Origin of the sequence: Amycolatopsis azurea DSM 43854 (assembly GCF_001995215.1) — a bacterium.
Taxonomy (GTDB): domain Bacteria; phylum Actinomycetota; class Actinomycetes; order Mycobacteriales; family Pseudonocardiaceae; genus Amycolatopsis; species Amycolatopsis azurea.
In genome coordinates this window covers 261,617-285,929 of the sequence record NZ_MUXN01000023.1, presented here as the reverse complement: position 1 = coordinate 285,929, position 24,313 = coordinate 261,617, and the positions used below count along the sequence as shown (strand labels likewise).

The 24,313-nt window shown below is 69.9% G+C and carries 29 protein-coding genes; 16 read left to right on the top strand and 13 right to left on the bottom strand.

All coding sequences use genetic code 11. From position 1 onward, the window contains the following. Positions 1-18 precede the first annotated feature (18 nt). Positions 19-1,104 (bottom strand): type VII secretion protein EccE, encoded by a 1,086-nt coding sequence (locus tag B0293_RS29795; protein ID WP_407640109.1) that lies wholly within the window; start codon positions 1,102-1,104, stop codon positions 19-21. Between the two features lie 149 nt (positions 1,105-1,253). On the opposite strand from B0293_RS29795, the gene eccB reads away from it, so the two are divergent. Genes eccB through B0293_RS29780 form a run of 3 tightly spaced genes read left to right on the top strand, consistent with a single transcriptional unit; the run spans position 1,254 to position 4,068 of the window. Beyond that, entirely contained in the window at positions 1,254-2,678 is a 1,425-nt protein-coding gene (gene eccB / locus B0293_RS29790) for a type VII secretion protein EccB (protein ID WP_005155304.1), read from the top strand. A 14-nt stretch (positions 2,679-2,692) separates the two neighbouring features. Beyond that, entirely contained in the window at positions 2,693-3,415 is a 723-nt protein-coding gene (locus tag B0293_RS29785) for a response regulator transcription factor (protein ID WP_245191916.1), read from the top strand. Next, positions 3,412-4,068, top strand: coding sequence for a response regulator (locus B0293_RS29780; protein WP_005155303.1), 657 nt, complete (start codon positions 3,412-3,414; stop codon positions 4,066-4,068). The genes B0293_RS29785 and B0293_RS29780 overlap by 4 nt, the downstream gene beginning before the upstream one ends. A gap of 336 nt (positions 4,069-4,404) precedes the next feature. On the opposite strand, the gene B0293_RS29770 is transcribed toward B0293_RS29780, so the two are convergent. Continuing rightward, on the bottom strand, positions 4,405-5,301 hold the full coding sequence (locus tag B0293_RS29770) for an SMP-30/gluconolactonase/LRE family protein (protein WP_005155302.1): 897 nt from the start codon (positions 5,299-5,301) through the stop codon (positions 4,405-4,407). A gap of 68 nt (positions 5,302-5,369) precedes the next feature. Between B0293_RS29770 and B0293_RS29765 the strand changes: the two genes are divergently transcribed. Beyond that, positions 5,370-5,858: an Lrp/AsnC family transcriptional regulator gene (locus tag B0293_RS29765; protein WP_039916975.1), complete on the top strand. Its 489-nt coding sequence runs from the start codon at positions 5,370-5,372 to the stop codon at positions 5,856-5,858. Here the strand turns inward: B0293_RS29765 and B0293_RS29760 are convergent. Continuing rightward, the gene (locus tag B0293_RS29760; protein WP_005155300.1) at positions 5,806-6,600 is read right to left on the bottom strand and encodes a carbon-nitrogen hydrolase family protein; all 795 of its coding nucleotides are present in this window, start codon (positions 6,598-6,600) and stop codon (positions 5,806-5,808) included. The two genes, B0293_RS29765 and B0293_RS29760, sit on opposite strands and share 53 nt — an antisense overlap. Before the next feature lie 84 nt (positions 6,601-6,684). Between B0293_RS29760 and hisD the strand changes: the two genes are divergently transcribed. From hisD to B0293_RS43785, 4 genes are all read left to right on the top strand, one after another. Then, positions 6,685-8,010: a histidinol dehydrogenase gene (gene hisD / locus B0293_RS29755; protein ID WP_005155298.1), complete on the top strand. Its 1,326-nt coding sequence runs from the start codon at positions 6,685-6,687 to the stop codon at positions 8,008-8,010. Beyond that, entirely contained in the window at positions 8,007-9,107 is a 1,101-nt protein-coding gene (locus B0293_RS29750) for a histidinol-phosphate transaminase (protein ID WP_005155297.1), read from the top strand. The genes hisD and B0293_RS29750 overlap by 4 nt, the downstream gene beginning before the upstream one ends. Then, positions 9,104-9,703 (top strand): imidazoleglycerol-phosphate dehydratase HisB, encoded by a 600-nt coding sequence (gene hisB, locus B0293_RS29745; RefSeq protein ID WP_005155296.1) that lies wholly within the window; start codon positions 9,104-9,106, stop codon positions 9,701-9,703. Before B0293_RS29750 ends, hisB begins: the two co-directional genes overlap by 4 nt. 120 nt (positions 9,704-9,823) lie before the next feature. Continuing rightward, a complete protein-coding gene (locus B0293_RS43785) occupies positions 9,824-9,979 on the top strand; it encodes a hypothetical protein (RefSeq protein ID WP_005155295.1) in 156 nt (51 codons plus the stop codon). Positions 9,980-10,067: 88 nt separating this feature from the next. Here B0293_RS43785 and B0293_RS29740 read toward each other — a convergent pair whose 3' ends face one another. Further along, positions 10,068-12,242: an MMPL family transporter gene (locus tag B0293_RS29740; RefSeq protein WP_005155293.1), complete on the bottom strand. Its 2,175-nt coding sequence runs from the start codon at positions 12,240-12,242 to the stop codon at positions 10,068-10,070. 160 nt (positions 12,243-12,402) lie between these two features. Here B0293_RS29740 and B0293_RS29735 point away from each other — a divergent pair, with 160 nt between their 5' ends. Beyond that, the gene (locus B0293_RS29735) at positions 12,403-12,975 is read left to right on the top strand and encodes a TetR/AcrR family transcriptional regulator (RefSeq protein WP_005155291.1); all 573 of its coding nucleotides are present in this window, start codon (positions 12,403-12,405) and stop codon (positions 12,973-12,975) included. A 46-nt stretch (positions 12,976-13,021) separates the two neighbouring features. Then, complete coding sequence (locus tag B0293_RS29730; protein ID WP_005155290.1) at positions 13,022-13,894, top strand: prenyltransferase/squalene oxidase repeat-containing protein; 873 nt, start codon at positions 13,022-13,024, stop codon at positions 13,892-13,894. On the opposite strand, the gene B0293_RS29725 is transcribed toward B0293_RS29730, so the two are convergent. Together B0293_RS29725 and soxR are read right to left on the bottom strand one after the other, a co-directional pair. Beyond that, positions 13,891-14,439, bottom strand: coding sequence for an RNA 2'-phosphotransferase (locus B0293_RS29725; protein WP_005155288.1), 549 nt, complete (start codon positions 14,437-14,439; stop codon positions 13,891-13,893). The genes B0293_RS29730 and B0293_RS29725 overlap by 4 nt on opposite strands. Before the next feature lie 46 nt (positions 14,440-14,485). Further along, positions 14,486-14,947, bottom strand: a complete 462-nt coding sequence (gene soxR, locus B0293_RS29720) for a redox-sensitive transcriptional activator SoxR (protein ID WP_005155287.1) — start codon at positions 14,945-14,947, stop codon at positions 14,486-14,488. A 52-nt stretch (positions 14,948-14,999) separates the two neighbouring features. On the opposite strand from soxR, the gene B0293_RS29715 reads away from it, so the two are divergent. Genes B0293_RS29715 through B0293_RS29705 form a run of 3 tightly spaced genes read left to right on the top strand, consistent with a single transcriptional unit; the run spans position 15,000 to position 17,026 of the window. After that, a complete protein-coding gene (locus B0293_RS29715; protein ID WP_005155286.1) occupies positions 15,000-15,692 on the top strand; it encodes a thiamine pyrophosphate-dependent enzyme in 693 nt (230 codons plus the stop codon). 4 nt (positions 15,693-15,696) lie between these two features. Next, positions 15,697-16,587 (top strand): transketolase family protein, encoded by an 891-nt coding sequence (locus B0293_RS29710; protein ID WP_005155283.1) that lies wholly within the window; start codon positions 15,697-15,699, stop codon positions 16,585-16,587. Positions 16,588-16,597: 10 nt separating this feature from the next. After that, a complete protein-coding gene (locus B0293_RS29705) occupies positions 16,598-17,026 on the top strand; it encodes an NUDIX hydrolase (protein WP_005155282.1) in 429 nt (142 codons plus the stop codon). Here B0293_RS29705 and B0293_RS29700 read toward each other — a convergent pair. The 3 genes from B0293_RS29700 to B0293_RS29690 all read right to left on the bottom strand — a co-directional run bounded on the left by B0293_RS29700 (position 17,012) and on the right by B0293_RS29690 (position 19,182). Beyond that, positions 17,012-17,695, bottom strand: a complete 684-nt coding sequence (locus B0293_RS29700) for an NIPSNAP family protein (RefSeq protein ID WP_005155280.1) — start codon at positions 17,693-17,695, stop codon at positions 17,012-17,014. The two genes, B0293_RS29705 and B0293_RS29700, sit on opposite strands and share 15 nt — an antisense overlap. A gap of 62 nt (positions 17,696-17,757) precedes the next feature. Beyond that, positions 17,758-18,930, bottom strand: coding sequence for an acyl-CoA dehydrogenase family protein (locus tag B0293_RS29695; RefSeq protein WP_005155279.1), 1,173 nt, complete (start codon positions 18,928-18,930; stop codon positions 17,758-17,760). A gap of 72 nt (positions 18,931-19,002) precedes the next feature. Further along, positions 19,003-19,182: a hypothetical protein gene (locus B0293_RS29690; protein WP_005155278.1), complete on the bottom strand. Its 180-nt coding sequence runs from the start codon at positions 19,180-19,182 to the stop codon at positions 19,003-19,005. Between the two features lie 135 nt (positions 19,183-19,317). Between B0293_RS29690 and hisH the strand changes: the two genes are divergently transcribed. The 3 genes from hisH (at position 19,318) to B0293_RS29675 (ending at position 21,116) form a co-directional block, all read left to right on the top strand. Continuing rightward, entirely contained in the window at positions 19,318-19,941 is a 624-nt protein-coding gene (hisH, locus tag B0293_RS29685; RefSeq protein WP_005155276.1) for an imidazole glycerol phosphate synthase subunit HisH, read from the top strand. 9 nt (positions 19,942-19,950) lie between these two features. Then, positions 19,951-20,688 carry a bifunctional 1-(5-phosphoribosyl)-5-((5-phosphoribosylamino)methylideneamino)imidazole-4-carboxamide isomerase/phosphoribosylanthranilate isomerase PriA gene (priA, locus tag B0293_RS29680; RefSeq protein ID WP_005155274.1) on the top strand — a complete coding sequence of 246 codons (738 nt, stop codon included), beginning with the start codon at positions 19,951-19,953 and terminating at the stop codon, positions 20,686-20,688. A gap of 80 nt (positions 20,689-20,768) precedes the next feature. Beyond that, positions 20,769-21,116, top strand: coding sequence for a DUF1330 domain-containing protein (locus tag B0293_RS29675; RefSeq protein ID WP_005155272.1), 348 nt, complete (start codon positions 20,769-20,771; stop codon positions 21,114-21,116). A 281-nt stretch (positions 21,117-21,397) separates the two neighbouring features. Here B0293_RS29675 and B0293_RS29670 read toward each other — a convergent pair whose 3' ends face one another. The 4 genes from B0293_RS29670 to B0293_RS29655 all read right to left on the bottom strand — a co-directional run bounded on the left by B0293_RS29670 (position 21,398) and on the right by B0293_RS29655 (position 24,294). After that, positions 21,398-21,784 (bottom strand): PPOX class F420-dependent oxidoreductase, encoded by a 387-nt coding sequence (locus B0293_RS29670; protein WP_005155269.1) that lies wholly within the window; start codon positions 21,782-21,784, stop codon positions 21,398-21,400. A 24-nt stretch (positions 21,785-21,808) separates the two neighbouring features. Further along, entirely contained in the window at positions 21,809-22,543 is a 735-nt protein-coding gene (locus B0293_RS29665) for an ABC transporter permease (RefSeq protein WP_005155267.1), read from the bottom strand. Beyond that, entirely contained in the window at positions 22,540-23,262 is a 723-nt protein-coding gene (locus tag B0293_RS29660; protein ID WP_039916970.1) for an ABC transporter ATP-binding protein, read from the bottom strand. The genes B0293_RS29665 and B0293_RS29660 overlap by 4 nt, the downstream gene beginning before the upstream one ends. Positions 23,263-23,373: 111 nt before the next feature. Next, positions 23,374-24,294, bottom strand: a complete 921-nt coding sequence (locus B0293_RS29655) for an NADP-dependent oxidoreductase (RefSeq protein ID WP_005155262.1) — start codon at positions 24,292-24,294, stop codon at positions 23,374-23,376. Between the last annotated feature and the right edge of the window lie 19 nt (positions 24,295-24,313).

The window sequence follows — 24,313 nt, the reverse complement described above, 5'->3', positions numbered from 1 at the left end:
CACGGACTCTTCTTCCCCTCAGTTCTCCAGCGCCAGCGGCAGGGTCCGCCGGACCGCCGCCGCGTGCCGTCCGTGCAGCGGCGTCACCGCGATCCCGCTGGGCCGTGCGATCTCCGACCCCGGCCGTCCGCCGACCCGGATGGTCACTTCGGACTTCTCCCGTCCGCCGGGCGATCGGTGGAGCGTGTACGAAGTCGCGGTGAACGCCGAGCCGGGGACGTGAAGATCCAGCGTCCGCGCGAGATCCCGCTCCGACCGGGGCCGGTAACAGACCTGCGACGCGCCGCCCCAGTCCCAGGAACGCCAGCCCTCGACCGGCGCGTCCTGACCACTGCCGAGCGCGACACGCAGTTCTTCCGCCACTTCACCGGCTTCGAGCACAGTGCTCTCGAACCCGGCTTCGGCCAGCGAGCCCATCAGGGCCAGCGCCGCGCACGCGGTGCTCCGCAGCGCGCCGAGTTCGCCACCGCCGCGGGCGAGCGCCGCGATCGGCGCGTCTTCGGGCCGGTACCTGACGGTGAGCCAGCGGACCCGGAGCAGCGACTGTCCATTCGGGACCGTCCAGGTCAGCAGTTGCGCGCTGGACAAAGGGATCCCGGTGCCCGCGTACGCCTCGCGCAGGATCGAGGCCAGGGCGTCCGGTCCGGGCTGCATGGCGCCCGGGGTGAGCCGCACGATGGCGCTCCAGCCGTCGCCGACCTCGGCGACGCCGAAGCGGTTGCCCGCGCGGTCGACGTGCTGTCGCACCCGGACTGGACCGGCGAGCCGGTGCAGCGGATCGGGGACTTCGTTCTTGGCGCGGCGCTTCAGCCGGTAACCGGCCCAGGTGAGCAGCCAGCCCGCGGCGTGGCGTCCGGCGAACCGGACCGACGTCGTCAGCACGAGGACGCCGCCGGCGGCGGTGATGCTGATCTGGGCGGCCTGGGGGATCCCGTCGACGGTGAAGGCCAGCAGGATCGCGATCCCGGCGATCTCCCAGAGCGCCGCCTGCAACGGGCGGATCGGCAGCAGCCAGGGCAGCGGCGCCGCGCCCGCGACACCGTGAGCGGGCGTCTGTTCCGGGGCCTGGCGGGGTGTCCCCACCGCCGGGGCTTCAACCGACAAGGAATTCCCCTCCTCCGTGCACGCGTCCGAAGGTAACCGCGCCCCGCGCGGGGGAGGGGCGTAAAAATTACCCTCACCGTGAACCGAGGCCGGAATCTAACGTGAGCACCCTCGAAACGGGGTGGGCACGAACGGCGGGGGACGGGAGCGTGTGGACGCAGCGGGACCAGATCCAGGCCTACCAATTCCTCCGCAGGAGACTGGTTTCGGCACTCGTCTCGGCTGACGCCAACCATCCGGTCGCCCCGAGCCGCAGGCTGGTCATCGGCACCCTGTGCGGCCTCGGCGTCGCGCTGCTGGTCACCGCGGTGTTCGGCGTGATCGGCCTGCTGAACCCCTCCGGCGGCAAGGACTGGCTGGCGGGCGGCAAGGTGATCGTCGAAGAGGGCACCGGCGCGCGCTACATCCTCGGCCAGGACGGCGCGCTGCACCCTGTGCTCAACTACGCCTCCGCGCGGCTGATGGCCGGCGGCAACGGTGAAGCCACTGTGACCGTCCCTTCGGACAAGCTCGCGAAGGCGCCGCGTGGTTCGCAGATCGGCATCCCGGGCGCCCCCGACTCGCTGCCCGCGGCGGCCGCGCTGGTGAAGACCCCGTGGACGAGCTGTTCCCGGACGACGCAGGACGCGCCCGCGTCGGCCGAACCGGAGACGACAGTGCTTCTCGGTGCGCCCGCCGCCGGGGTCGACCTGCCGAAGGACCAGGCCGTCGTGGTCCGCGTCCCCGAGGGCGAGCGGTACCTCGTCACGGCGGGACGCCGCTACAAGCTCACCTCCGAGGCCGCCACGGCGTTGCAGTTCGACACCTACCCGGCGATCGCGGTGTCCTCCCGGTGGATCGGCACCGTCGCCGCCGGCCGCGATCTGGCCTACCGCGCGGTCGACGACGCCGGCCGGTCCGGCCCGAAGGTCGGCGGCACCGCGACGAAGGTCGGTTCGGTGCTCGGAGTCGTCGACGCGATGGCGTCGCCCGGCGACGCGACTTCGTACTACCTCGTCCACTCCGACGGGCTCGAACCGATCGGCCAGACCGAGGCGAGCCTGCTGATCAACACGCCGCAGAACGCGGACGCCTACACCGGCGTCCCGGCCCCCGTCGCGGTGCGCGCGGCCGACGTCGCCGCGGTCGCGAAGGTCGGCACGGCGAGGGCGGGCGGGGCCGATCCCGCCGAGTATCCGGACCGGATCCCGCGAAAAGCGCCCGTTACCGGACAGTCCGTGACGCTATGCGCGCAGGGTTCTCGAATCGTTATCTCCGCGCAGGTCCCGTTGCCGCAAGGTGCGAAGGCGATCCCGGTGACGGCGCGCACGGACGCGCTGGTCGCCGACGCCGTCTTCGTGCCTCCGTCGGGAGGTGCGGTGGTGGCGGAATCCGGTTCCGGCACGGTCTACGTCGTCACCGACACGGGCCAGAAGTACCCGGTGGCGGGCTCCGAGGCACTCGCTTCCCTCGGGTACGGCCAAGCCGAACGGCAACCGGTTCCGAATGGATTGCTGGCACTGGTGCCGCGCGGGCCCGCGCTGGATCCGGCGCAGGCAGGCCGGGCGGTGTCCGCGGCAGGTGGGACGGGGTGATCGGGAACGTGCAGATGACTGAAGACAGGCCGGAGACCGACCGGGTCGACGTCGCGGTGATCGAGGACCATCCGTTGTACCGCCACGCCGTGGTCCGGGTCCTCACCGAGGCCGACGGGATCGAACTCGGCGCGGTGGTCGATTCGGTCGCCCGGTTCCACGTCCATCCACAGCCGCCCGGCAGCGTGGTGCTGCTCGATCTCGGGCTGCCGGGGACCGCCGGGGCGGCGGCCGTGCTCCAGGTGTGCGAACTGGGGCATCACGTGCTCGTGGTGTCCGCGCAGGCGGAGCCCGAGCAGGTGCTCGGCGCGATCGCCGCCGGTGCCAAGGGATTCCTGTCCAAGGACGTCGACGTCGACGAACTGCTGACCGCGATCAGGACGGTCGCGCAGGGCCGGGCCTACGTCTCCGCGGTGGTGGCCGGAATGATCATCAAGGACAACGCCGACCGTCCCGTGTCGGCTCCGGACGTCGCGCTCTCCGCGCGGGAGAAGCAGGTACTCCGGCTGGTCGCGGCGGGCGAACGCGACGTCGACATCGCCCGCATCCTCGGCATCGGGGTCCGGACGGTTCGCGGTTACCTGGACCGGATCCGTGACAAACTCGGAGAGAGAAGGCGGGCCGGTCTGGTCCGCAAGGCCATCCAGCTCGGGCTCGCGTCTCCGCCGGAGGTGCCCGGCCCTTCTCGGCCGATCGCGCCCCGCGACGACGCGGGCGGATTCGAAGGACGCCGGTGAACGCAGACGAGCAGCAGCCGAAACGCACCGCACCGATCAACGTCGGGGTGATCGAAGATCATCCGCTGTACCGGGACGCCGTCGCGCGGGTCCTCACCGAAGCGCCCGACATCGAGCTGGGCGCCGTCGCCGATTCCGTCGCGCGGTTCGCCGTCCAGGAGCAGCCTCCGGGCAGTGTCGTCGTCCTCGACCTCAAGCTGCGCGGTGTCCAGGACGCCGCCGCGGTGCTCGAAGTGGGGCAGATGGGGCACAAGGTCCTCGTGGTGTCCGCGCACGCCGAACAGCCCGAAGTGCTGGGGGCCATGCAAGCCGGGGCGAAGGGCTTCCTCTCCAAGGACGTCGACGGCGACGAACTCCTGCGCGCCATCCGCACCATCGCCGAGGACAACGCGTACGTTTCGCCGACGCTGGCCGGAATGATCATCCAGGACAGCGAAGACCGCCACGCCGGACCCAAGATCGTGCTCTCCGAACGGGAGAAGCAGGTGCTGCGGCTGGTCGCGGCCGGTGAACGGGACGTCGACGTCGCGGAGATCCTGAACATCAGCGTGCGGACGGTGCGGTCCTACCTCGACCGGATCCGGGACAAGACGGGAGAACGGCGTCGGGCCGGGTTCGTGCGGGTGGCGATCCGCGAAGGCCTGCTGCGCTAGCCCGCGCAATTGGTCCTCTGAATGCGTTCCGGGTGGCGTGCGGGCTGGCTGGCTGTGAAGGCCTCCTTGCCCACCCTCAAGGTAGTGAAGGGGTCCTTCACGGAACGCCAGGTCGGCACAAGCGACCCAGGAACCTCAGTGGCCACCACCGAACGCGTGCAGCCCCCGCCCGCAGCTGAGTGAAGGAACTCGGCCTTCACCCTCCGCGGCGCCGCGAAGTACATGATGGCCCCCTTCCTTGCGTCTAGCGCAAGGAAGGGGGCCATCATGTACCGCCGTGAGCGCGAAACTGAGCCCCCACCCCGCGCAAAGACCGCGTCCAGAGGACTGAATGCGCTAGAACCGGGGCCCCGAGAAGTTCACCCGCAGCGTGTAGACCGAACTCGACGCGGTGATGAACAGGTCGTTCCACCGCGGCCCGCCGAAGGTCAGGTTCGAGCAGACCTCCGGCACGCGCAGCTTCCCGATGCGGGTGCCGTCGGGCGCGAAACAGTGCAGGCCGTCGTGCGCGGCGGCCCAGACCCGCCCGGCGGTGTCCAGCCGTATCCCGTCGAAACCGCCGGCGTCACTGGTCGCGAAGATCCCGCCGCCGGAGAGCCGTCCCTCGTTCACCGAGAAAACCCTGATGTGGCTGGGATCCTGCCGCGTGTCGGCGATGTAGAGCAGCGATTCGTCGAGTGAGAACGCGAGCCCGTTCGGGCGCGTGAAGTCGTCCGCGACGATCCGCACGGAGCCGTCCACCGGGTCGACGCGGTAGACGTGGCAGGCGCCGATCTCGCTTTCGGCCTGATGTCCCTCGTAGTCGCTGTCGATCCCGTAGCTGGGGTCGGTGAACCAGAGCGCGCCGTCCGAGCTCTCCACGACGTCGTTGGGGCTGTTGAACCTCTTGCCCTGGTAGGTCTCCGCGAGCACGGTGGTCGTGCCGTCGTGCTCGGTGCGCGTCACCCGGCGGCCGCCCTGTTCGCAGCTGACGAGCCTGCCCTGGCGGTCGACGGTGTGCCCGTTGTGGAAGCCGGCGGGTTCGCGGAACACGCCGACCGCGCCCGTGGTCTCGTCCCACCGCAGGACGCGGTCGTTCGGGATGTCGCTGAAGACCAGGTATCGGCCGGCGGGGAAATAGGCGGGCCCCTCGGTCCACCGGCAGCCGGTGTGCAGGCGTCGCATCCACTCGTCCCCGTTGACGCGGGCGAACCGCTCGTCGAGGACCTCGAACCGTGCCTTGACCATATCCATGAGAACCCCAGTGTTCTGAATGAGATCTTGCAATCATCATGAACCGCCGAACTTGATATGGTCAACCCATGGATGACGTAGATCGCATGCTGCTCACCGAGTTGCAGCGGGACGCGACCCAGGCGTACGCCGCGCTCGGCAAGGCGGTCGGGTTGTCCGCGGGCGCCGCGCACGAACGGGTCCGCAAGCTGCGCGAACAGGGCGTCGTCCGGCGCACGACCGTCGACGTCGACCCAGCGGCGGTCGGCCGGGGAGTGATGGCGTTCGTGCTGATCGAGGCCGGTTCCTGGATGGGCGATTCGCCGACCAAGGCCGCGCTGGAGGCGTTGCCGGAGGTCGTGGAGGCGCACATCATCGCGGGCCCGGCCTCGCTCCTGGTCAAGGTGCGCACGCCGACCACCGAGGAGTTGCAAGCGTCACTGCGCAGGCTGTACGCCGTCGAAGGCGTCACAGGGACTCAGACGATCGTGGTGCTCGAATCCTTCTTCGAGCGATCGGTGGACGTCAGAGGCGACGGTTCGCCAGAGCCCCCGTCGCCGCCCGGGCCTTCCCGCTGATCGCGGGATCCACGTCGACGACCACCAGTTCCGGCCCGGCGCCCAGCTGGGTGTGCACGCGGCCGAATCCGTCGGACACCGTCGAGTAGCCGATCCCGGTCGGCGCCTTCGGGTTCACCGGGGTCGACGTCGTGGCCGGATCGGCCTGCCCGCAGCCGAGGACCCAGCAACCGGAGTCGAGCGCGCGGGCGCGCACCAGCACCTCCCACTGCTCGCGTTTGCCCTCGCCCGCGCCCCAGGACGTCGGCACGAGGACGATGTCCGCGCCGTCGTCGGCGAGCTTCCGGAACAGTTCGGGAAAGCGGATGTCGTAGCAGGTCGCGACGCCGAACGTGACACCGTCGACCTCGAAGGTGACGGGTGCCGTCCCCGGGGCGACCGTGTCGGACTCGGCGAACCCGAAGGCGTCGTACAGATGGATCTTGTCGTAGCCGAAGTGATGTCCGGCACCGGTGACGAGCACCGTGTTGCTCACGCGTCCGTCGGGCGACGGCGTGAACATGCCCGCGACGACCACGATGCCGTGTTCATCGGCGATGGACGCCACAGTGGACGCCCACGGCCCGTCCAGGGGTTGCGCGAGAGGCTTCAGCGAGACCCCGAAGCGCACCATCGTCGCCTCGGGGAAGACCACGATCCGTGCGCTTTCCGCCGCCGCGGCCGCCACGCCTTCACGAATCAGCTTCAGATTCGTTTCCGGATCCTCGGCCGTCGTGAGCTGGCACAACCCGATTCTCGGCACGGAGCCCTCCCTCATCGTGGGATCGCTGGTCACCACTCCAGTGTGCCTGCTCGGGATGATCCGGCCACCTCGTACCCTGGACCCATGCTGATCCGTACCGACCTGCGTGGACAGGTCCCGTCCGTTGCCGAGCTCAGGAGCACGCTCCCGCGTGCCGAGTACGACGTGGACGCGGCGCTGCATCACGTGAGGCCGGTGGTCGAGGCGGTCCGCGATCGCGGCGTCGACGCGGTTCTCGAGTACACCGAGAAGTTCGACAAGGTCCGTCCTCCCGGTGTCCGGGTGGCCGCCGCGGAGCTCACCAGCGCGCTCGCGAACCTGGACCCGGCCGTCCGCGAGGCGCTGGAGGAGTCCATCGTCCGCGCCCGGAAGGTCCACGGCGATCAGCGGCGCCAGGACGTCACGACCGAGGTCGTCGACGGCGGCACCGTCACCGAGCGCTGGATCCCGGTCGAGCGTGTCGGGCTGTACGCGCCGGGCGGGCTCGCGGTCTATCCCTCGACCGTGGTGATGAACGTCGTCCCGGCGCAGATCGCCGGTGTCGGCACGCTCGTGCTGTGCTCGCCGCCGCAGGCCGCGTTCGGCGGGCTCCCGCACCCGACGATCCTGGCCGCCGCCGAACTGCTCGGCGTCGACGAGGTCTGGGCCGTCGGCGGCGCGCAGGCGGTCGCGCTGCTCGCGTACGGCGGCACCGACACCGACGGCGCGACGCTGGAGCCGGTCGACATCGTCACCGGACCCGGCAACATCTACCTCACCGCGGCCAAGCGGCTGCTGCGCGGCATCATCGGCATCGACTCCGAGGCGGGCCCGACCGAGATCGCGATCCTCGCCGACGAGACCGCCGACCCGGTGCACGTCGCCGCCGACCTGATCAGCCAGGCCGAGCATGACCCGCTCGCCGCGAGCGTGCTGGTCACCACGTCCGAGGCACTCGCGGACGCCGTCGACAAGGAACTCACCGGCCGCGTCGCCGCGACCAAACACTCCGAGCGGGTGACGGAAGCCTTGAGCGGCAAGCAGTCCGGCATCATCCTGGTATCAGGAGTGGACGACGGGATCCGCGTCGTCGACGCGTACGCCGCGGAACACCTGGAGATCCAGACCGCGGACGCCCGTGCGGTGGCGGCCCGCGTGCGCAACGCCGGTGCGATCTTCGTCGGGGCGTACGCACCGGTCTCGCTCGGCGACTACTGCGCCGGGTCGAACCACGTCCTGCCCACCGGCGGGTTCGCGCGGCACTCGTCCGGGCTGTCGGTGCAGAGCTTCCTCAAGGGTGTGCACGTCGTCGACTACAGCGAGGACGCGCTGCGCGAGATCGCCGGCCGCGTCGTCGCGCTGGCGAACGCCGAGGACCTGCCCGCGCACGGCGAGGCCATCACGGCGCGGTTCGAGGGGGAGCGGGCATGAGCATCGGCGAGGAGATCACGCTCGACGCGCTCCCGCTGCGGGAGGACCTGCGGGGCAAGACCCCGTACGGCGCGCCGCAGCTCGACGTGCCGATCCGGCTCAACACCAACGAAAACCCGTACCCGCCGCCGGACGCGCTGGTGGCCGACGTCGCCGAGGCCGTCCGCGCCGAAGCCGCGTCGCTGCACCGGTACCCGGATCGCGACGCCGTCGCGCTGCGGCAGGACCTCGCGGACTATCTCGCGGTGTCCACCGGTGTGCTGGTCTCGGAGTCGAATGTCTGGGCGGCCAACGGATCCAACGAGATCCTGCAGCAGGTCCTGCAGGCCTTCGGCGGTCCCGGCCGGTCGGCGCTGGGCTTCGAACCGTCGTACTCGATGCACCCGATCATCTCGGCGGGCACCCGCACCGACTGGCTGCCGGTGCCGCGCCGCGACGATTTCAGCCTCGACACCGAGAAGGCCGCCGCGCTGGTGGGCGAACGCCGTCCGGATATCGTCTTCGTGACCAGCCCGAACAACCCGACCGGCGGCTCGATCCCGTTCGGCGAGCTGCGCGGACTGCTCGAAGCGGCGCCGGGGATCGTCGTGGTCGACGAGGCGTACGCGGAATTCTCGTCGCAGCCGAGCGCCGTCGAGCTGATCGAGGAGTACCCGGCGAAGCTGATCGTGTCGCGCACGATGAGCAAGGCGTTCGCCTTCGCAGGCGGGCGGCTCGGCTACCTGGCGGCCGCTCCCGCGATCGTCGACGCGCTGCAACTGGTGCGGCTGCCGTATCACCTCTCGAAGCTCACACAAGCCGCCGCACGGGCCGCGCTGCGGCACGCGGACGCCACGCTCGCCTCGGTCGCCAAACTCGCGGCCGAACGCGACAGGGTGGTGGAAGCGTTGCTGGGCTTGGGATTCACGCCGGTCCCGAGCGACGCGAACTTCGTCCTCTTCGGACGGTTCGCGGACGCGCCCGCGACCTGGAAGTCCTATTTGGACAACGGTGTGCTGATCAGGGACGTCGGCATCGAAGGGCATCTGCGGGTGACCATCGGGACGCCGGAAGAGAACGACGCCTTTCTCGAGGCCAGCAAGGAGGTGCCGCGATGAGTCGCGTCGGCAAGGTGGATCGCACCACCAGGGAATCGTCCATTTCGGTCCAGCTCGACCTGGACGGCACGGGACAGGTGGAGATCGACACCGGTGTCCCGTTCTACGACCACATGCTCACCGCTTTCGGCGTGCACGGCTCGCTCGACCTCAAGGTGCAGGCGACCGGTGACGTGCACATCGACGCGCACCACACCGTCGAGGACACCGCGATCGTGCTCGGCCAGGCGCTGCGGCAGGCGCTCGGCGACAAAAGCGGCATCCGCCGCTTCGGTGACGCGTGGATCCCGATGGACGAGACCCTCGCGCACGCCGCGATCGACGTCTCCGGGCGCCCGTACTGCGTGCACCTCGGCGAGCCGGAGCAGTTCAACAGCTTCACCATCGGCGGGAACTACCCGTTCGTGCTGACGCGGCACGTGTTCGACTCGCTGTCGTTCCACGCGCAGATCGCGCTGCACGTCCGCGTGCTGCACGGCCGGGACCCGCACCACATCGCGGAGGCGGAGTACAAAGCCGTCGCCCGCGCCTTGCGTGCCGCCACCGAGCCGGACCCGCGCGCGGGCGGCATCCCGTCCACGAAGGGCGTCCTCTAGACCCGCGTTTCGTCCTCTGGATGCGGTACTTGCACGCGCAAGGACCGCATCCAGAGGACGAAGTGCGTGGTGCCGCACCCGGCGGGGTCGGGGAGTCACGGGTGTGGCAGCCTGGCGGGCATGAGTAACTCGACCATCGCCGTGCTGTTGTTCGCGCTCGGCGGCTTCCTGATCGGCGGCGTCTACGCGACCTGGAAGAGCGTCAAGTTCATGGCCGTCGTCCTGGGGATCGGCGCGCTGCTGGCGATCGGCGGCGCCATCGCCTGGCTGGCCTGACAGGCTTCAAGCGAGCTGAAGGGGACTTGCCCCGCATGACATGCGAGGAAAGTCCCCTTCACCGCGTCTAACGCGGGTAAAGCGTCCTTCAGCTCCGAACAAGCTCCCGCTCGTCAGGAGCGTCCAGCTGCTTCGCGAGCTTCTCGCCTTCGACGTCGACGTCCGGCAGCACGCGGTCCAGCCACTTCGGCAGCCACCAGGCACCGCGCCCGAGCAGTGACATCAGCGCGGGCACGATGGTCATCCGGATCACGAACGCGTCCACCAGCACCCCGAAGGCCAGCGCGAACCCGATCGACTGGATAAGCGAGGACTCCGCAAGGACGAACCCGGCGAACACGCTGATCATGATCAGCGCGGCGGCGACCACCACGCGGGAGCCGTGCCGGAAGCCGGTGACCATCGCCTGCTGCGGGTCGGCGCCGTGGACGTATTCCTCCCGCATCCGCGTCACCAGGAACACCTGGTAGTCCATCGCGAGCCCGAACAGCACGCCGATCAGCAGGATCGGCAGCATGCTCATGATCGGCCCGGTCGTCTTCACCCCGAGCAGCTCGGTGAGCCAGCCCCACTGGAACACCGCCACCACGGCGCCGAACGTCGCGACCACGGAGCCGAGGAAGCCCAGCGTCGCCTTCAGCGGGACCACGACCGAGCGGAACACCAGCATCAGCAACAGGAACGCGAGCCCGACGATCAGCGCGAGGTAGGGCAGCATCGCGTCGGCGAGTTTCTCCGAGACGTCGATGTTGGCCGCGGTCTGGCCGGTCACCGCCAGCGACGCGCCGGTGGCCGAACCCAGTCCCGCGTTCAGGCCGCGGATGTCGCTGACGAGGTCTTCGGTCGCGGTGCTGCTCGGACCGCTCTTCGGGATGACGGTCAGCAGCGCCAGGTCGCCGTCTCGGTTGGTCTTCGGCGGCGTGACGATCGGGCGCTCGGGGAGCCCGCCGATCCCCGCGGCGGCCTGCTGGAGCGCGGCCTGCCGGTCGGTGCTGCCGTTGAGGTCGACGACGATCACCAGCGGACCGTTGGCGCCTTCACCGAAGCTGCGCGCGACGGTGTCGTAGGCCTTGCGCTGGGTGGTGTCCGGCGCGGCGGTGCTGTCGTTCGGCAGGCCGAGCTGCATGCTCGCGGCCGGGACGGCGACGATCGCGAGCCCGGCGATCGCGGCGATCAGCACCGGGATCCGGTGGCGGGCCACGAAACGCGCCCACCGCTCGCCGTGAGTCGTCGCGCTTTCCTTGCGGCGCAAGCGGATCTTGCCACCGGCCAGTTTGCCGCCCGCGAACCCGAGGATGGCGGGCAGCAGGGTGAGCGCGATGACGACCGCGATGGCGACGGTGATCGCCGCGGCGATGCCCATCTCGCCGAGGAACGGGATGCCGACGACGGTCAGGCCCGCCAGCGCGATGATCACGGTCAGCCCGGCGAACACCACGGCGGAGCCCGCCGTGCCGGTGGCGCGTCCGGCGGCTTCTTCCGGATCCCGGCCGATCGTCAGTTCGTGCCGATAACGGGAAACGATGAAGAGCGCGTAGTCGATGCCGACCGCGAGGCCGATCATCAGCGCGAGCACCGGCGTGTTCGTGTTGAGTTCGAGGAAACCGGACGCGGTGGTGATGCCCGCCATGCCGATGCCGACGCCGATGAGCGCGGTCAGCAGCGGGATCCCGGCCGCGAGCAGCGAGCCGAAGGTGATGATCAGGACGACGGCGGCGACGGCGACACCGAGGCCTTCGGTGGCGTTCGTGGCGGGCATCGCCTGGACGGCGTCACCGCCGAAGTCCACCGTGTACCCGGCGGCCTTGGCGGCGCCGGCGGCGGCCATCAGGCCGTCGCGGTCGGCGTCGGTGAGTTCGAAGCCCGGCACGCGATAGCTGACCTGCGCGAGCGCCACGTGCTTGTCGGGCGAGATCGCCTGCACCTGCAACGGGTCGACCACTCCGGCGACTTTCGGCGCGTCCTTGAGCCCCTTGACCAGGCCCGCGATCGCCGCCTGCCCGGACGCGTCGGTGATGTCGCCGGGGGTCGAGATGACGACGCGCGCGGTCGCGCCACCGGCGGCGGCCTCCGGGAACCGGTCCGCGAGCTGGTCGATCGCCTTCTGCGACTCGGTGCCGGGGATGGTCACCGAGTTCGAAAGCTGGCCGGACAGGGTCAGCGCCCCCGCGCCGAGGGCCACCAGGACAGCGGCCCACACCGCCGTCACCAGTGCCCGGCGCCGGAACGAGAACCGGCCCAGGCGGTACAGGAAGCTGGCCACAAACATCTCCCGTTCACTCGATCAGGTTCATTCCAAGCTAGCCGATCGGCTAGTGGCCTACAAGCCGATCGGCAAGTGTGTGACTAGCCGCACGGCTAGTACTCGTTTGGCCCGACGGGCACGCTTGACGTAATCTCCGACGGCTGAACGAGGAGGGATCATGGACGTCGTCCACGCGGAGGACACCCGCACGCGACTACTGAACACGGCGCTGCGGTTGTTCACCGAACACGGCGTGGAAGGCACCTCGCTGCAGATGATCGCGGACGCCCTCGGCGTCACGAAGGCCGCCGTGTACTACCACTTCAAGACGAAGGCGGAGATCACCGAATCCGTCGCCGAGCCCGTGCTGCTCGAACTCGAAGGCATCGTCGACGACGCCCGCGCCCAGCGCACCCGGGGCGCGCAGATCGACCACCTTCTCGACGGTTTCGTCGACCTCGTGGTGCGGCACCGCTCGCTCGTCGCGCTGTTCTCCAGCGACCCCGGCATCGCCCGCGCGATCGAGAAGTCCGTGCACAGCTCGGACAGCTTCAAGAACCGGCTGCTGGAGATCCTGGTCGGCCCGGATCCGGACCTCACCGCGATCGTGACGGCCCAGGTCCTGCTGGCGGGGATCGCCGTCGCCGGCGGCTCGATCGAGGTCGCCTCACTCGACGACGAGACGCTGCGCGAAACGCTCCTCGCCGTCGGCCGCAAGCTCTACAACCGCCCGCGGCGCCGCACCACGTGACCGATGTGTTCAAGACAGGCGCCGCGATCCGCGCGACCCTGTCGGCATGAACATCGACATCGATTCCGCGGCCACCTTCATGGCCACCCAGGCCCGCCTGCTCGACAGGCGGCGTTTCGAGGTCCTTTTCCGTGACGGTGACCCGGCGGCGGCGCTCGCCGCGCTGGAGGGGTACCGCAATCCCGACGGCGGCTACGGTCACGGGCTCGAACCCGACTGCCGCTCCGCGACCAGCCAGCCCGGAGGCGCGCTGCACGCCTTCGAGGTCTTCGCCGACATCGGCCCGGTGACCAGTCCGCGCGCGGCCGAACTCTGCGACTGGCTGGCCTCGATCTCCTTGCCCGACGGCGGGATCCCGTTCGCGCTGCCGATGCCGGATCCGTTCGGCAGCGCGCCGTTCTGGGCGAGCGCGGATCCGTCGGTCTCCTCGTTGCAGATCACCGCGATCGTCGCGCTGGTCGCGCATCGCGTCGCGGCCCACGATCCCGCCGTCGCCGCGCATCCCTGGCTGGCCAAGGCCACGGGCTACTGCCTCCGCGAGATCGAGGAACTCGACGAGACGCCGCACGCGCTCGTGCTCGCCTTCGCGATGAAGCTCGTGGACGCGCTGGGTGAAACGCGCCTGGTCGAGAAACTCGGCCGGTTCGTGCCGGACGACGGCGTGGTCGCCGTCGGCGGCGGGATCGAGGGCGAGGCCATGCGCCCCCTCGATTTCGCCCCGGACCCGGACGGACCGGCGCGGAAGCTTTTCCGGCCCGAGTTCATCGAAGCGGATCTGCGCCGGGTGGCGGGCGGGCAGCGCGAAGACGGTGGCTGGCGGGTCGATTACACCAGCTATTCGCCCGCCGCCGCGCTGGAATGGAACGGGCTGTTCACCGTGAACACGCTGTCGCTCTTGCGGAACAACCGCTTGGTCTAGGGGAGACGGCGCAGGAACTCCGGCGGAACCGCGGCGGTGAGCCAGACGCCGTTCGCGCTCACCTGGAACTCGTGTCCGGCGGCCGCCATGCCCCGCGCGTCGACGAGGAGCACGACCGGGACACCGCGCCTGCCGCCGACCGTGCGCGCGGTCTCGACGTTCGCGGAAAGGTGCACGGCGTGCCGGTTCATCGGCCGGAGCCCCTCGTGCAGGATTGCGTCGAGGAACCGGGACACGGTGCCGTGGTAGAGCACACCGGGCGGCGTGGCGGCGGGCAGCGCGAGGTCGACCTCGACGCTGTGCCCCTGGCTGGCGCGGATCCGCAGCCCGCTCTCGTCGAAGGCGAAGCGCTGTTTGTCGTTACCCTCGACGACTTCGTCGAGCTCGGCGCGGGTGAGGCGCAAGCCGTTGCGCCGCAAGGCGGCCAAGAGCGTGTCGACTTCGACCCAGCCGTCGGAGGTCAGCGTGATGCCGATGTCACCGGGCGCGTGCCGGAGGTGCCGGGAGAGCCGTTTCGAGGCCCGGATGAGATTCTTCTTGTCCATTTCGCGTCCCAGTGACGCACATCCGGTGCCCGCGTGGCAACGGAATTCAGATGCCGCCCTCGGAGGCCGGGCGCAGTTTCCCCGCACCGGGGCCGAAGCGGGACATCTGGTCGTCGGCGTTGTAGAGCCCGCAGCTGCGCAGGGACAGGCAACCGCAGCCGACGCATCCGGTCAGCCTGTCCCGCAGCCGCTGCAACGCGTCGATCCGCGCGTCGAGTTCGTCCTGCCAGCCCCGCGAAAGGCGGGCCCAGTCGGCCTTGGTGGGGGCGTGGTCCCTCGGCAGGGTCTCCAGCGCCGAGCTGATGTCGTCCAGGCTGAGGCCGACCCGCTGCGCGGCCCGGATGAAGGCGATCCGGCGCAGCACCGACCGCGCGTAGCGCCGCTGGTTGCCCGCCGAGCGCTCCGAGCTGATCAGCCCTTTGTCCTCGTAGAAACGCAAAGCCGTGTGGGGCACGCCGCTGCGGTCGGCGACCTGTCCGATGCTCAGGTGTTCAGCCAGTCTCGTCACGTCGCCAGGCTAGCCTTGACTTCGACCTAAGTCGAGGTTGCACGCTCGGTTCATGACCACCGACACCAAGACCGGCTACGAGGATCTGCCGCGGCTGATCTCGCTGATGACCGGGGACGAGAAACACCAAGCCGCCGCGGAGTCCACTGTGGACGTCCTGTGGGTGCTCTACGACCGCGTGCTCGACATCACTCCGGAGACCTTCCGGGAACCCGGACGCGACCGCTTCCTGCTGTCGAAGGGGCACGGGCCGATGGCCTACTACGCCGTCCTGACCAAGAAGGGCTTCATCCACGAAGAGGAGCTCGCCGATTGGACCTCGGCGGAGTCCCGGCTCGGGCATCATCCCGACCGGGCGAGACTGGCGGGCGCCGAGATCGCCAGCGGGTCGCTCGGGCACGGGCTCCCGCTGGCCATCGGCACCGTGTTCGGCCTGCGCGCCAAGGGGTACCGGGAGGCGAAGGTCGTCACTCTCGTCGGCGACGCGGAACTCGACGAAGGCTCCAACCAGGAAGCCATCGCGATCGCGGGACGTATCGGCATGCCGCAGCTGACCGTCGTGGTCGTCGACAACTCCTCGGCCACCCACGGCTGGCCGGGCGGGATCGCGCGCCGGTTCGAGGTCGAGGGCTGGGTCACGCGCACCGTCGACGGCCGCGATCACGAGGCGCTCTACGAAGCCTTCACCACACCCCATCCGGACCGGCCGCTCGCCGTGGTCGCGACCGTCGAGCGAAAGGCCTGAAACCGTGGACATGCGTGAAACGTTCCTCAACGCGGCCGCCGAGGTGCTCGACACCGACCCGAACGTCGCCGTCGTGCTCGCCGACATCTCCGCGGCACAGCTCGCCTTCGCCGCCAGGAAACATCCGGACCGGGTGCTCAACGTCGGCATCCGCGAGCAGCTGATGATGAGCACCGCGGGCGGGCTGGCGCTCGCCGGGATGCGCCCGATCGTCCACACCTTCTCGTCGTTCCTCGTGGAGCGCGCGTTCGAGCAGGTCAAACTCGACCTCGGGCACCAGGACGTCGGTGCCGTGCTGGTGTCTTCGGGCGCGTCCTACGACATGCCGACCGCGGGACGGACGCATCAGGCGCCCGGCGACGTCGCGCTCATCGACACGCTGCCGGGCTGGACCGTGCACGTGCCGGGGCATCCCGAAGAGGCCCGGCGGCTGCTGCTGGAGTCCATCCCGGGTGACGGGCGCGTCTATCTCCGGCTTTCCGCGCAGGAGAACGCGAAGCCGCATCTGGGGGCCGGCTTGCAGACACTGCGCGAAGGCAGCCGGGCCGTCGTGGTGGCCGTCGGGCCGATGCTCGACAGGACGATGGAAGCGACCGCCGATCTCGACGTGACCGTGCTCTACACCTCGACGATCCGGCCGTTCGACGGCGCCGGGCTGCGCACGGCCGTCGAGGCCACGGGCAGCACCGATATCGTGCTGGTCGAGCCCTACCTGGCGGGGACGTCGGCACACGCGGTGTCCGACGCTTTGTCCGAAACGCCGCATCGGCTGCTCTCGCTCGGCGTCCGGCGCGACGCCGAAGTACGGATCTACGGCGAAATGGCCGATCACGATCTCGCGCACGGCCTCGACGCCGGTTCGATCGCCTTGTCGGTCAAGGAATTCCTCCGCTAGCGTCGCCGGAATGACGAAGATCCGCCCGCTCGCGCTCGGGATCATCCGCCGAGGCGAAGACCTTCTCGTGTTCGAAGGCCGCGACAACGCCAAAGGGGAGACCTACCACCGCCCGCTCGGCGGCGGGATCGAGTTCGGGGAGACCGCCGTCGAGGCGCTCCATCGCGAATTCCAGGAGGAACTCGCGGCGGAGCTGACCGCGGTCGAGCAGATCGCCGTGCTGGAGAACGTGTTCACCTTCGAGGGCAGGCCGGGGCACGAGATCGTGTTCCTGTTCACCGCCGATCTGGCCGACAAGTCGTTCTACGAGCGTGACGAGGTCGGCGTGGTGCTCGACGACGGCGCGCGCGTGCACTGGCTGCCGATGGCCGACGTGGCGGACGGCAAGGCGATCCTGTACCCGGACGGACTCGCGGACCTCCTTTCAGCGCAGGATTGACCGCGCGGTCGGGGTCAGTTCTCGTTGAGACCAAGGGCGTTCGAGCATGCTCGCGAGCCCGGCGCCCGTCCGGTCGAGGAGATCCCGGTGCGCGGCCAGCGCCTCGGCGTCGCGGAACCTGGCGAACCAGACGAACACCGTCTCGTCCTCCCGCACGGGTAGCCGGGGGAAGGTGTTCTCCGCGGGCTCGGTTTCGAAGTGGCCGAACGTCTCCACGCCGGCGTCCCGCAGGGCGGGGGCGACGGCGTTCGCGAAGTGCTCGGAGAACTCCTTGACGGGGCCTGCCGGATGGCACACCGTCACGAGCACGACGGAACCCTCGGCGCCGTCCGGAGCGGGGAAGCCCGGCCCGGACGGGCGCAGCAGCAGGACGTCGGAGGCGTCGATCATCGTCTCGTTCGCCGCCGGGCCGTGTTCGCCCCACACAGGCCCGCCGTAGAACGATTCGAGCGCGGCCCGCCTGGTCCCCATGTCCCGGAAACCACGCAGCCACACGAACTTGTCCGGCTCCGCCGGTTCGCGGAACAGGCCGAACAGACGCATGCCACAGGCTTCCTGGCTCTCCATGAACTCGCGTTCGAAGAGCTCGATCAGTTCGTCGCGGCGGCCGGGGTGCAGGGTGTACCGGCGCAACTCGACGACGGACTGGAACTCGGCGGAATCGGTCATGCGCGGGACCCTAGAGGCCCGCACCGACAGTTTCCGGCGGCTCGGCTCGGCTTTCCAGTGATTCAGCGGAAGGCGGCGATCCCGGTGACCGACTGGCCGAGCGAGAGCGCGTGCATCTCTTCGGTGCCTTCGTAGGTCAGCACGGTTTCGAGGTTCGACATGTGCCGCATCACCGGGTACTCCAGTGAGATCCCGTTGGCGCCGAGCATGGCGCGCGCGGTCCTGGCGACCTCCAGCGCGGAGCGGACGTTGGCCAGCTTGCCGAAGCTGACGTGGTTGTGGTGCAGCGTCCCGGCGTCCTTGAGCCGTCCGATCCGCAGCGCGACCAGCCCGGCGCGGTTGACCTCGACGACGAGGTCGGCGAGCTTGCGCTGGGTCAGCTGGAACCCGGCCAGCGGTTTGCCGAACTGCTCCCGGCTCAGCGTGTACTCCAGCGCGCTCTCGTAGCAGGAGCGGGCCGCTCCGACGACGCCGAACAGGATCCCGTAGCGGGCCTCGTTCAGGCAGGACAGCGGTCCGCGCAGCCCCCGGACCTCGGGGAACGCCGCCGACTCCGGCAGGCGGACGCCGTCGAGCACGAGTTCCGCGGTCAGCGAGGCGCGCAGGGACAGTTTGTGTTTGACCTCGTTCGCGGTGAAGCCCGGCGTGTCCGTCGGGACGACGAAGCCGCGCACCCCGTCGTCGGTCTGCGCCCAGACGACCGCGACGTCGGCCACGGTTCCGTTGGTGATCCACATCTTCGAACCGTTCAGGACCCAGTCCGAGCCGTCGCGCCGCGCGCGGGTCCGCATGCTGCCCGGGTCGCTGCCGGCGTCCGGTTCGGTCAGGCCGAAGCAGCCGAGCGCCTCACCGGCGGCCATCCGCGGCAGCCACTCCCGCTTCTGCTCCTCGGTGCCCCATTTGTGGATCGCGTACATCGCCAGCGAACCCTGCACCGAGACGAAGCTGCGCAGCCCGGAGTCGACGGCCTCCAGTTCGCGGCAGGCGATGCCGTAGGCGACGGCGCTGGTCCCGGCGCAGCCGTGACCCTCCAAGTGCATGCCCAGCAGCCCGAGCTGCCCGAACCCCTTGGCGAGCTCGGCGGCGGGGAGGGCGCCCGTTTCGTACCACTCGGCGATGTTCGGCAGGAGCTGGTCGTGCGCGTAGGAGCGCACGGCGTCGCGGATGGCCCGGTCCTCGTCGGAGAGCTCGGCGTCGAGATCGAGGAAGTCGCGCGGATCCGGGCTGCTGCTCATGCGGTCACTCCTGGTCGGCTCGGTGGGGCACCTTCCCAAGAAGAAAACCACACACCGGACCGGAGTCGGGTGTCAGCGATCGCGCCATCCGGTGGTCTTCGTCACCTGAACCGATGCCGAGACCGCCACCGAGGGAGCGGAGCGCTGCTTCTGCTTCGGGATCAGCAGCTCCGCGAAGGTAGGGAAAGGAACACTGTCGATGTCCTCGCGCCAGGCTTGGAGCAGGCAAGTCAGCTCGTCCGCGTCCTGCATTGTTCCTCCAAAAGTGCAGGGCGGTCCTGCGCCGGCCTTTCACTCGGAGGCCTTATTACCCAGTCGAGTGAAGGTCGAAACAGGGAATCCGCAGAAAGTCCGGTCCGCTAACCTGGGCGCGTGGCTACTCCTCGCGTGGTGATCCTGGACTACGGGTCCGGCAACCTCCGGTCCGCCGAGCGGGCCGTCGAGCGCGCCGGCGCAAACGTCGAGGTCACCGCCGATCCGCATGCCGCGCTCGAGGCCGACGGCCTGGTCGTCCCCGGTGTCGGCGCCTTCTCGGCCTGCATGGAGGGGCTGCGGTCGGTGTCGGGGGAGAAGATCATCGGCAAACGCCTCGCCGGCGGCCGTCCCGTGCTGGGCATCTGCGTCGGCATGCAGGTCCTGTTCGAACGCGGCGTCGAGCACGGCGTCGAGGCCGAAGGCGCCGGCGAGTGGCCCGGCACGGTCGACAGGCTGGAGGCCGACGTCCTGCCCCACATGGGCTGGAACACCGTCCGCGCGCCCGAGGACTCGCAACTGTTCGCCGGGCTCGACGCGGACACGCGGTTCTACTTCGTGCACTCCTACGCGGCGCGGACCTGGGAACTGGACTCCGGCCTCGCCGGGCAGCAGCCCAAGGTGACCTGGGCGAACCACGGCCAGGACTTCGTGGCCGCCGTCGAGAACGGGCCGCTGTGGGCGACCCAGTTCCACCCGGAGAAGTCCGGGGACGCCGGGGCACACCTGCTGCGCAACTGGCTCGACACCCTCGCTTAGAGTGTGTGCGTGACTTTCACGCTCCTTCCCGCCGTTGATGTGGCCGATGGCCAGGCCGTGCGACTCGTCCAGGGCGAGGCCGGCACCGAAACCTCCTATGGCAGCCCGCTGGAGGCGGCGCTCGCCTGGCAGCGCGACGGGGCGGAGTGGATCCATCTGGTGGATCTCGACGCCGCCTTCGGCAAGGGCTCCAACCGCGAACTGCTCGCCGACGTCGTCTCGAAGCTCGACGTCCAGGTGGAGCTGTCCGGCGGCATCCGCGACGACGCCTCGCTGGAGGCCGCGCTGGCCACCGGCGCCCGCCGCGTGAACCTCGGCACCGCCGCGCTGGAGGACCCGGCGTGGACCGCGAAGGTCGTCTCCTCCTACGGCGACCGCGTCGCCATCGGGCTGGACGTGCGGATCACCGAGGCCGGGCACCGGCTGTCCGCCCGCGGCTGGACGCAGGACGGCGGTGACCTCTGGGAGGTCCTCGACCGGCTCGACCGCGACGGCGCGCAGCGCTACGTCGTCACCGACGTGAGCAAGGACGGCACCCTCCAGGGCCCGAACATCGACCTGCTCCGCGAGGTCGCCGCCCGCACCGACGCGCCGGTCATCGCCTCCGGCGGCGTGTCCAGTGTGGACGATCTCCGCGCGCTGGCCGCCCTGGCCCGCGACGGTGTCGAAGGCTCCATCGTCGGCAAGGCGCTCTACGCCGGGGCGTTCACCCTGCCCGAGGCGCTCGCCGCCGTCGCGGAGTTCTGAGCTTTACCTCCCGGGTAATCGACGCCACGCGCTCGTTCGGACAGGATTCCTTCCAGGACACCAAAACCTGGGAGGCCACCATGAACGCGTACGGCATCGCCCACCTTCGCCCCACCGCCGCGCCGACCGAAGAGGTTCTCGAGTACCTGGAGCGGATCCAGGCCACGCTCGACCCCTTCGGCGGCAAGTTCCTCGTGCACGGGGCAGGGGTCGAGGTCCTCGAAGGGGAGTGGCCGGGAGCGCTGGTGATGATCGGGTTCCCGAGCATGGCCGTGGCCCGCGAGTGGTACGCGTCGCCCGCCTACCAGGAGATCCTGCACCTGCGGGCGGACCACATCCCCGGTGATCTGATCCTGGTGGAGGGATGCGGGCCGGACCACGACTCGGCGGCGATGGCGGCGGAGTTGCGGGCGCTACAGACCTCGTGAGTGGCAAGTCGCGTTCTCTTGAGGGGTAAGGCAAAGGTGTCGTGCTCGCTCACCGGCGTGCCGGCTTCGGAGGTTGCGAAAGCCACTTTCGCAACCTTCACCGTTGCGAAAGTGGCGTTCGCAACGCCGCCGACCCGCCAGACGGCCCGATGCGCTCCGACGGGCCCCAACGTCCCGAAAGTGGCTTTCGCGACACCCGAAGCCGGCAGGGACGCGAGCGGTCGAGCACGACACCTTCGCCTTACGTCTCAATAACGCGATTTACCACTCACGAGACCGGGTCATTCCGCCAGTTTGATCGCGATCCCCACGGTCCGGTCCTTCGGTCCCCGCAGCTTGCTGAAGAACATCGTCACCTGCCCGGTGATCCCGTACTTGCGCGCGATCACCTTGCGCACGCGTTCGGTCCCGTCGAGGTCCAGCAGCCGTGCCTCGCCCGCGACGACGTCGCCGTGGGTCTTGCTGCCGCGGAGGTCGCAGGCCTGGACCTCGACCCGGCCACTGTTGCGGATGCGCTTGACCTTGCCCGCCTTGCGCTCGGACCAGAGCACCAGCTCGCCGCCGTCGCCCGCCGCCCAGACCGGAGTCGGCACCGGGGTGCCGTTCTTGCGGAAGGTGGTCAGCATGACGTACTTCTCGGCGGCGATCCGCTCGAACTCCGATCCCATGTGGGGAGTCTAGGTGTTCAGAGGTCAGGGCGTCCGGCGTCGCAACGTCGCCGCGCCGAGGACCAGCGCGGCCAGCGCGCACGCCCCGACGACGAGCAGGTTCCGGATCAGCGTGGCGTCCACGGTGCCCGAGGTGGTGACGCGGGTGAGCGCCTCGACGGCGTACGAAAGCGGCATCACGTCCGAAAGCCAGTTCAGGAGCCAGCCCATCTCCCCGCGTGGCACGAACAGTCCGCACAGCAGGATCTGCGGCAGCACGAACAGCGGCATGAACTGCACCGCCTGGAACTCCGTCCGCGCGAACGCGCTCACGAACAGGCCGAGCGCCATCCCGAGCAGGGCGTCGAGGACGGCGATGAGCAGCAGCATCCCGATCGAGCCCGCGATGTCGAGGCCGAGCCAGGCCAGTGAGATCCCGGCCGCGACGCCGACCTGCACGATCGCGATCGAGCCGAACGCGATCGCGTAGCCGAAGAGCAGGTCCAGCCTGCCGATCGGCAGTGTCATCAGGCGTTCCAGCGTCGCCGTGGTGCGTTCGCGCAGCGTGGTGATCGAGGTGATCAGGAACATGATCAGGAAGGGGAAGACGCCGAGCAGTGCCGGGGCGATCCGGCTGAACACCGCTTCCGAGTTGAAGACGAAGCGCAACAACACCATCAGCAGCGACGGGACGACGATCAGCATCGCGACGGTGCGCGGATCGTGCCGGAGCTGCAGGAGGATGCGGCGGGCCGTGGCCAGCGTCAGGGTGGGGTTCACGACGCCGGCTCGCTTTCCCGGACCAGCCGCAGGAACGCCTGCTCCAGATCGGTCGTCCCGGTGCGTTCGCGCAGCCCGGACGGGGTGTCGTCGGCGAGGATCCAGCCTTCGCGCATGAGCAGCAGCCGATCGCATCGCGCGGCTTCGTCCATGACGTGGCTGGACACCAGCAGTGTCGCGCCGCGGTCGGCGAGACGGCGGAACAGCGCCCAGAGTTCGTCGCGGAGCACGGGATCCAGGCCGACGGTCGGTTCGTCGAGGACGAGCAGCTCGGGTTTCCCGAGCAGCGCGACGGCGAGGTTGGCGCGGCTGTGCTGACCGCCGGACAGGGCACCGACCAGCTTGCCGGCGTGCTCGGCCAGCCCGACCTCGTCGATCACCCTGTCCACATCGGACATCGGCGCGCGGAGCACGGAAGCGAAGTAGCGCAAGGCTTCGGTGATGGTGAGGTCGGCATAGACGGCCGGGTTCTGGGTGGCGTAGCCGATCAGCCGCCGCAACGGCTGGCTGCCCGCGGGATGGCCGAGCACGGTGACCTCGCCCGCGGCGACGATCTGCACGCCGACGATCGCGCGCATCAGCGTCGTCTTGCCGCAGCCGCTGGGCCCGAGCAGGCCGGTGATCCGGCCTCGCGGCGTCTCGAACCCGATGTCCCGGACGACCTCGCGGCCGCCGCGGACGACCCGCAGGCCCGTCACGGAGATCGCCGAATTAGCCATACGTTTAATTCTGCGCCCGTTGAGAACCGCGAGTCAAGAGGGGCGTCGGTACAGGTGGTCGTGAGTGGCGATTCGGGTTAGAACCCGAATCGCCACTCACGACGGGAAGCCCTACGGAACCAGGACGAGCTTGCCCCGGACGTGGCCGGCTTGGCTCTCGTCCTGAGCGGCGGCCGCTTCGGCGAGTGGGTAGACCCTGGAGATCGGCAGGGTGAGCTTGCCTTCGGCGGCGAGCGCGGCGCCTTCGGCCAGCGAGCCCGGGACCTGCTCCGCCGGAGATCCCGACGTGAAGCGGACGCCGTGGTCGGCCGCGTCCGCCGCGGCGATGGTGACGACGCGCTTCGGGCCGCCGGTCAGCTCGACGAGGGTGGCGAGTGATTGTCCAGAGGCGTCGAAGGACGCGTCGATGCCCTGCGGCGCGACGGCGCGTACGCGCTCGGCGAGTCCTTCGCCGTACTGCACCGGGACAGCGCCCAGCGAGCGCAGGTAGTCATGGTTCGCTTCGCTCGCGGTGCCGACGACGGTGAGCCCGCGCGCGACGGCCAGCTGGACCGCGATGGTGCCGACACCGCCCGCGGCGCCGTCGACGAGCAGCGTCTCGCCCTTCTCGAGGTCCAGCAGGTTCAGGGCGCGATAGGCGGTGTTGACGACCACGGGCAGAGCCGCGGCCAGCTCCCAGGAGAGCGACTCGGGCTTGCGCGTCAGCTTCGCCGGATCCGCGAGGACGAACTCCGCGTATCCGCCGATGCCGGACCCGAGGACCTCGTCACCGGCCGCGAAACCGGACACCCCCTCGCCGATCGCGTCGACCACGCCGGCGACGTCCCCGCCGGGGACGGCGGGGAACTCCGTCGGGAACACCTCGGCCATCAGCCCGGCCCGGATCTTCCAGTCGATCGGGTTCACGCCCGCGGCCCGGACGGCGATCCTGACCTGGCCGGGACCGGGCTCGGGAAGCTCCCGGTCGAGGACCTGGAGGACGCCGGAGTCGCCGTACTCGGTGAACGCGATGGAGCGGTAGGTGTCCGTCATGCCGTCGACAACCGCCGCC

What these genes read in the sequence shown, in the direction of transcription:
- B0293_RS29690 (WP_005155278.1), bottom strand. Translation starts at nt 19,182, where the DNA reads ATGCAGGACGCGGACGAGCTGACTTGCCTGCTCCAAGCCTGGCGCGAG.
- B0293_RS29705 (WP_005155282.1), top strand. Translation starts at nt 16,598, where the DNA reads ATGACGAAGATCCGCCCGCTCGCGCTCGGGATCATCCGCCGAGGCGAA.
- B0293_RS29695 (WP_005155279.1), bottom strand. Translation starts at nt 18,930, where the DNA reads ATGAGCAGCAGCCCGGATCCGCGCGACTTCCTCGATCTCGACGCCGAG.
- B0293_RS29655 (WP_005155262.1), bottom strand. Translation starts at nt 24,294, where the DNA reads ATGACGGACACCTACCGCTCCATCGCGTTCACCGAGTACGGCGACTCC.
- B0293_RS29715 (WP_005155286.1), top strand. Translation starts at nt 15,000, where the DNA reads ATGACCACCGACACCAAGACCGGCTACGAGGATCTGCCGCGGCTGATC.
- B0293_RS29785 (WP_245191916.1), top strand. Translation starts at nt 2,693, where the DNA reads ATGACTGAAGACAGGCCGGAGACCGACCGGGTCGACGTCGCGGTGATC.
- B0293_RS29750 (WP_005155297.1), top strand. Translation starts at nt 8,007, where the DNA reads ATGAGCATCGGCGAGGAGATCACGCTCGACGCGCTCCCGCTGCGGGAG.
- B0293_RS29660 (WP_039916970.1), bottom strand. Translation starts at nt 23,262, where the DNA reads ATGGCTAATTCGGCGATCTCCGTGACGGGCCTGCGGGTCGTCCGCGGC.
- B0293_RS29725 (WP_005155288.1), bottom strand. Translation starts at nt 14,439, where the DNA reads ATGGACAAGAAGAATCTCATCCGGGCCTCGAAACGGCTCTCCCGGCAC.
- B0293_RS29700 (WP_005155280.1), bottom strand. Translation starts at nt 17,695, where the DNA reads ATGACCGATTCCGCCGAGTTCCAGTCCGTCGTCGAGTTGCGCCGGTAC.
- B0293_RS43785 (WP_005155295.1), top strand. Translation starts at nt 9,824, where the DNA reads ATGAGTAACTCGACCATCGCCGTGCTGTTGTTCGCGCTCGGCGGCTTC.
- hisD (WP_005155298.1), top strand. Translation starts at nt 6,685, where the DNA reads ATGCTGATCCGTACCGACCTGCGTGGACAGGTCCCGTCCGTTGCCGAG.
- B0293_RS29770 (WP_005155302.1), bottom strand. Translation starts at nt 5,301, where the DNA reads ATGGATATGGTCAAGGCACGGTTCGAGGTCCTCGACGAGCGGTTCGCC.
- B0293_RS29730 (WP_005155290.1), top strand. Translation starts at nt 13,022, where the DNA reads ATGAACATCGACATCGATTCCGCGGCCACCTTCATGGCCACCCAGGCC.
- B0293_RS29765 (WP_039916975.1), top strand. Translation starts at nt 5,370, where the DNA reads ATGGATGACGTAGATCGCATGCTGCTCACCGAGTTGCAGCGGGACGCG.
- B0293_RS29670 (WP_005155269.1), bottom strand. Translation starts at nt 21,784, where the DNA reads ATGGGATCGGAGTTCGAGCGGATCGCCGCCGAGAAGTACGTCATGCTG.
- hisB (WP_005155296.1), top strand. Translation starts at nt 9,104, where the DNA reads ATGAGTCGCGTCGGCAAGGTGGATCGCACCACCAGGGAATCGTCCATT.
- B0293_RS29675 (WP_005155272.1), top strand. Translation starts at nt 20,769, where the DNA reads ATGAACGCGTACGGCATCGCCCACCTTCGCCCCACCGCCGCGCCGACC.
- B0293_RS29735 (WP_005155291.1), top strand. Translation starts at nt 12,403, where the DNA reads ATGGACGTCGTCCACGCGGAGGACACCCGCACGCGACTACTGAACACG.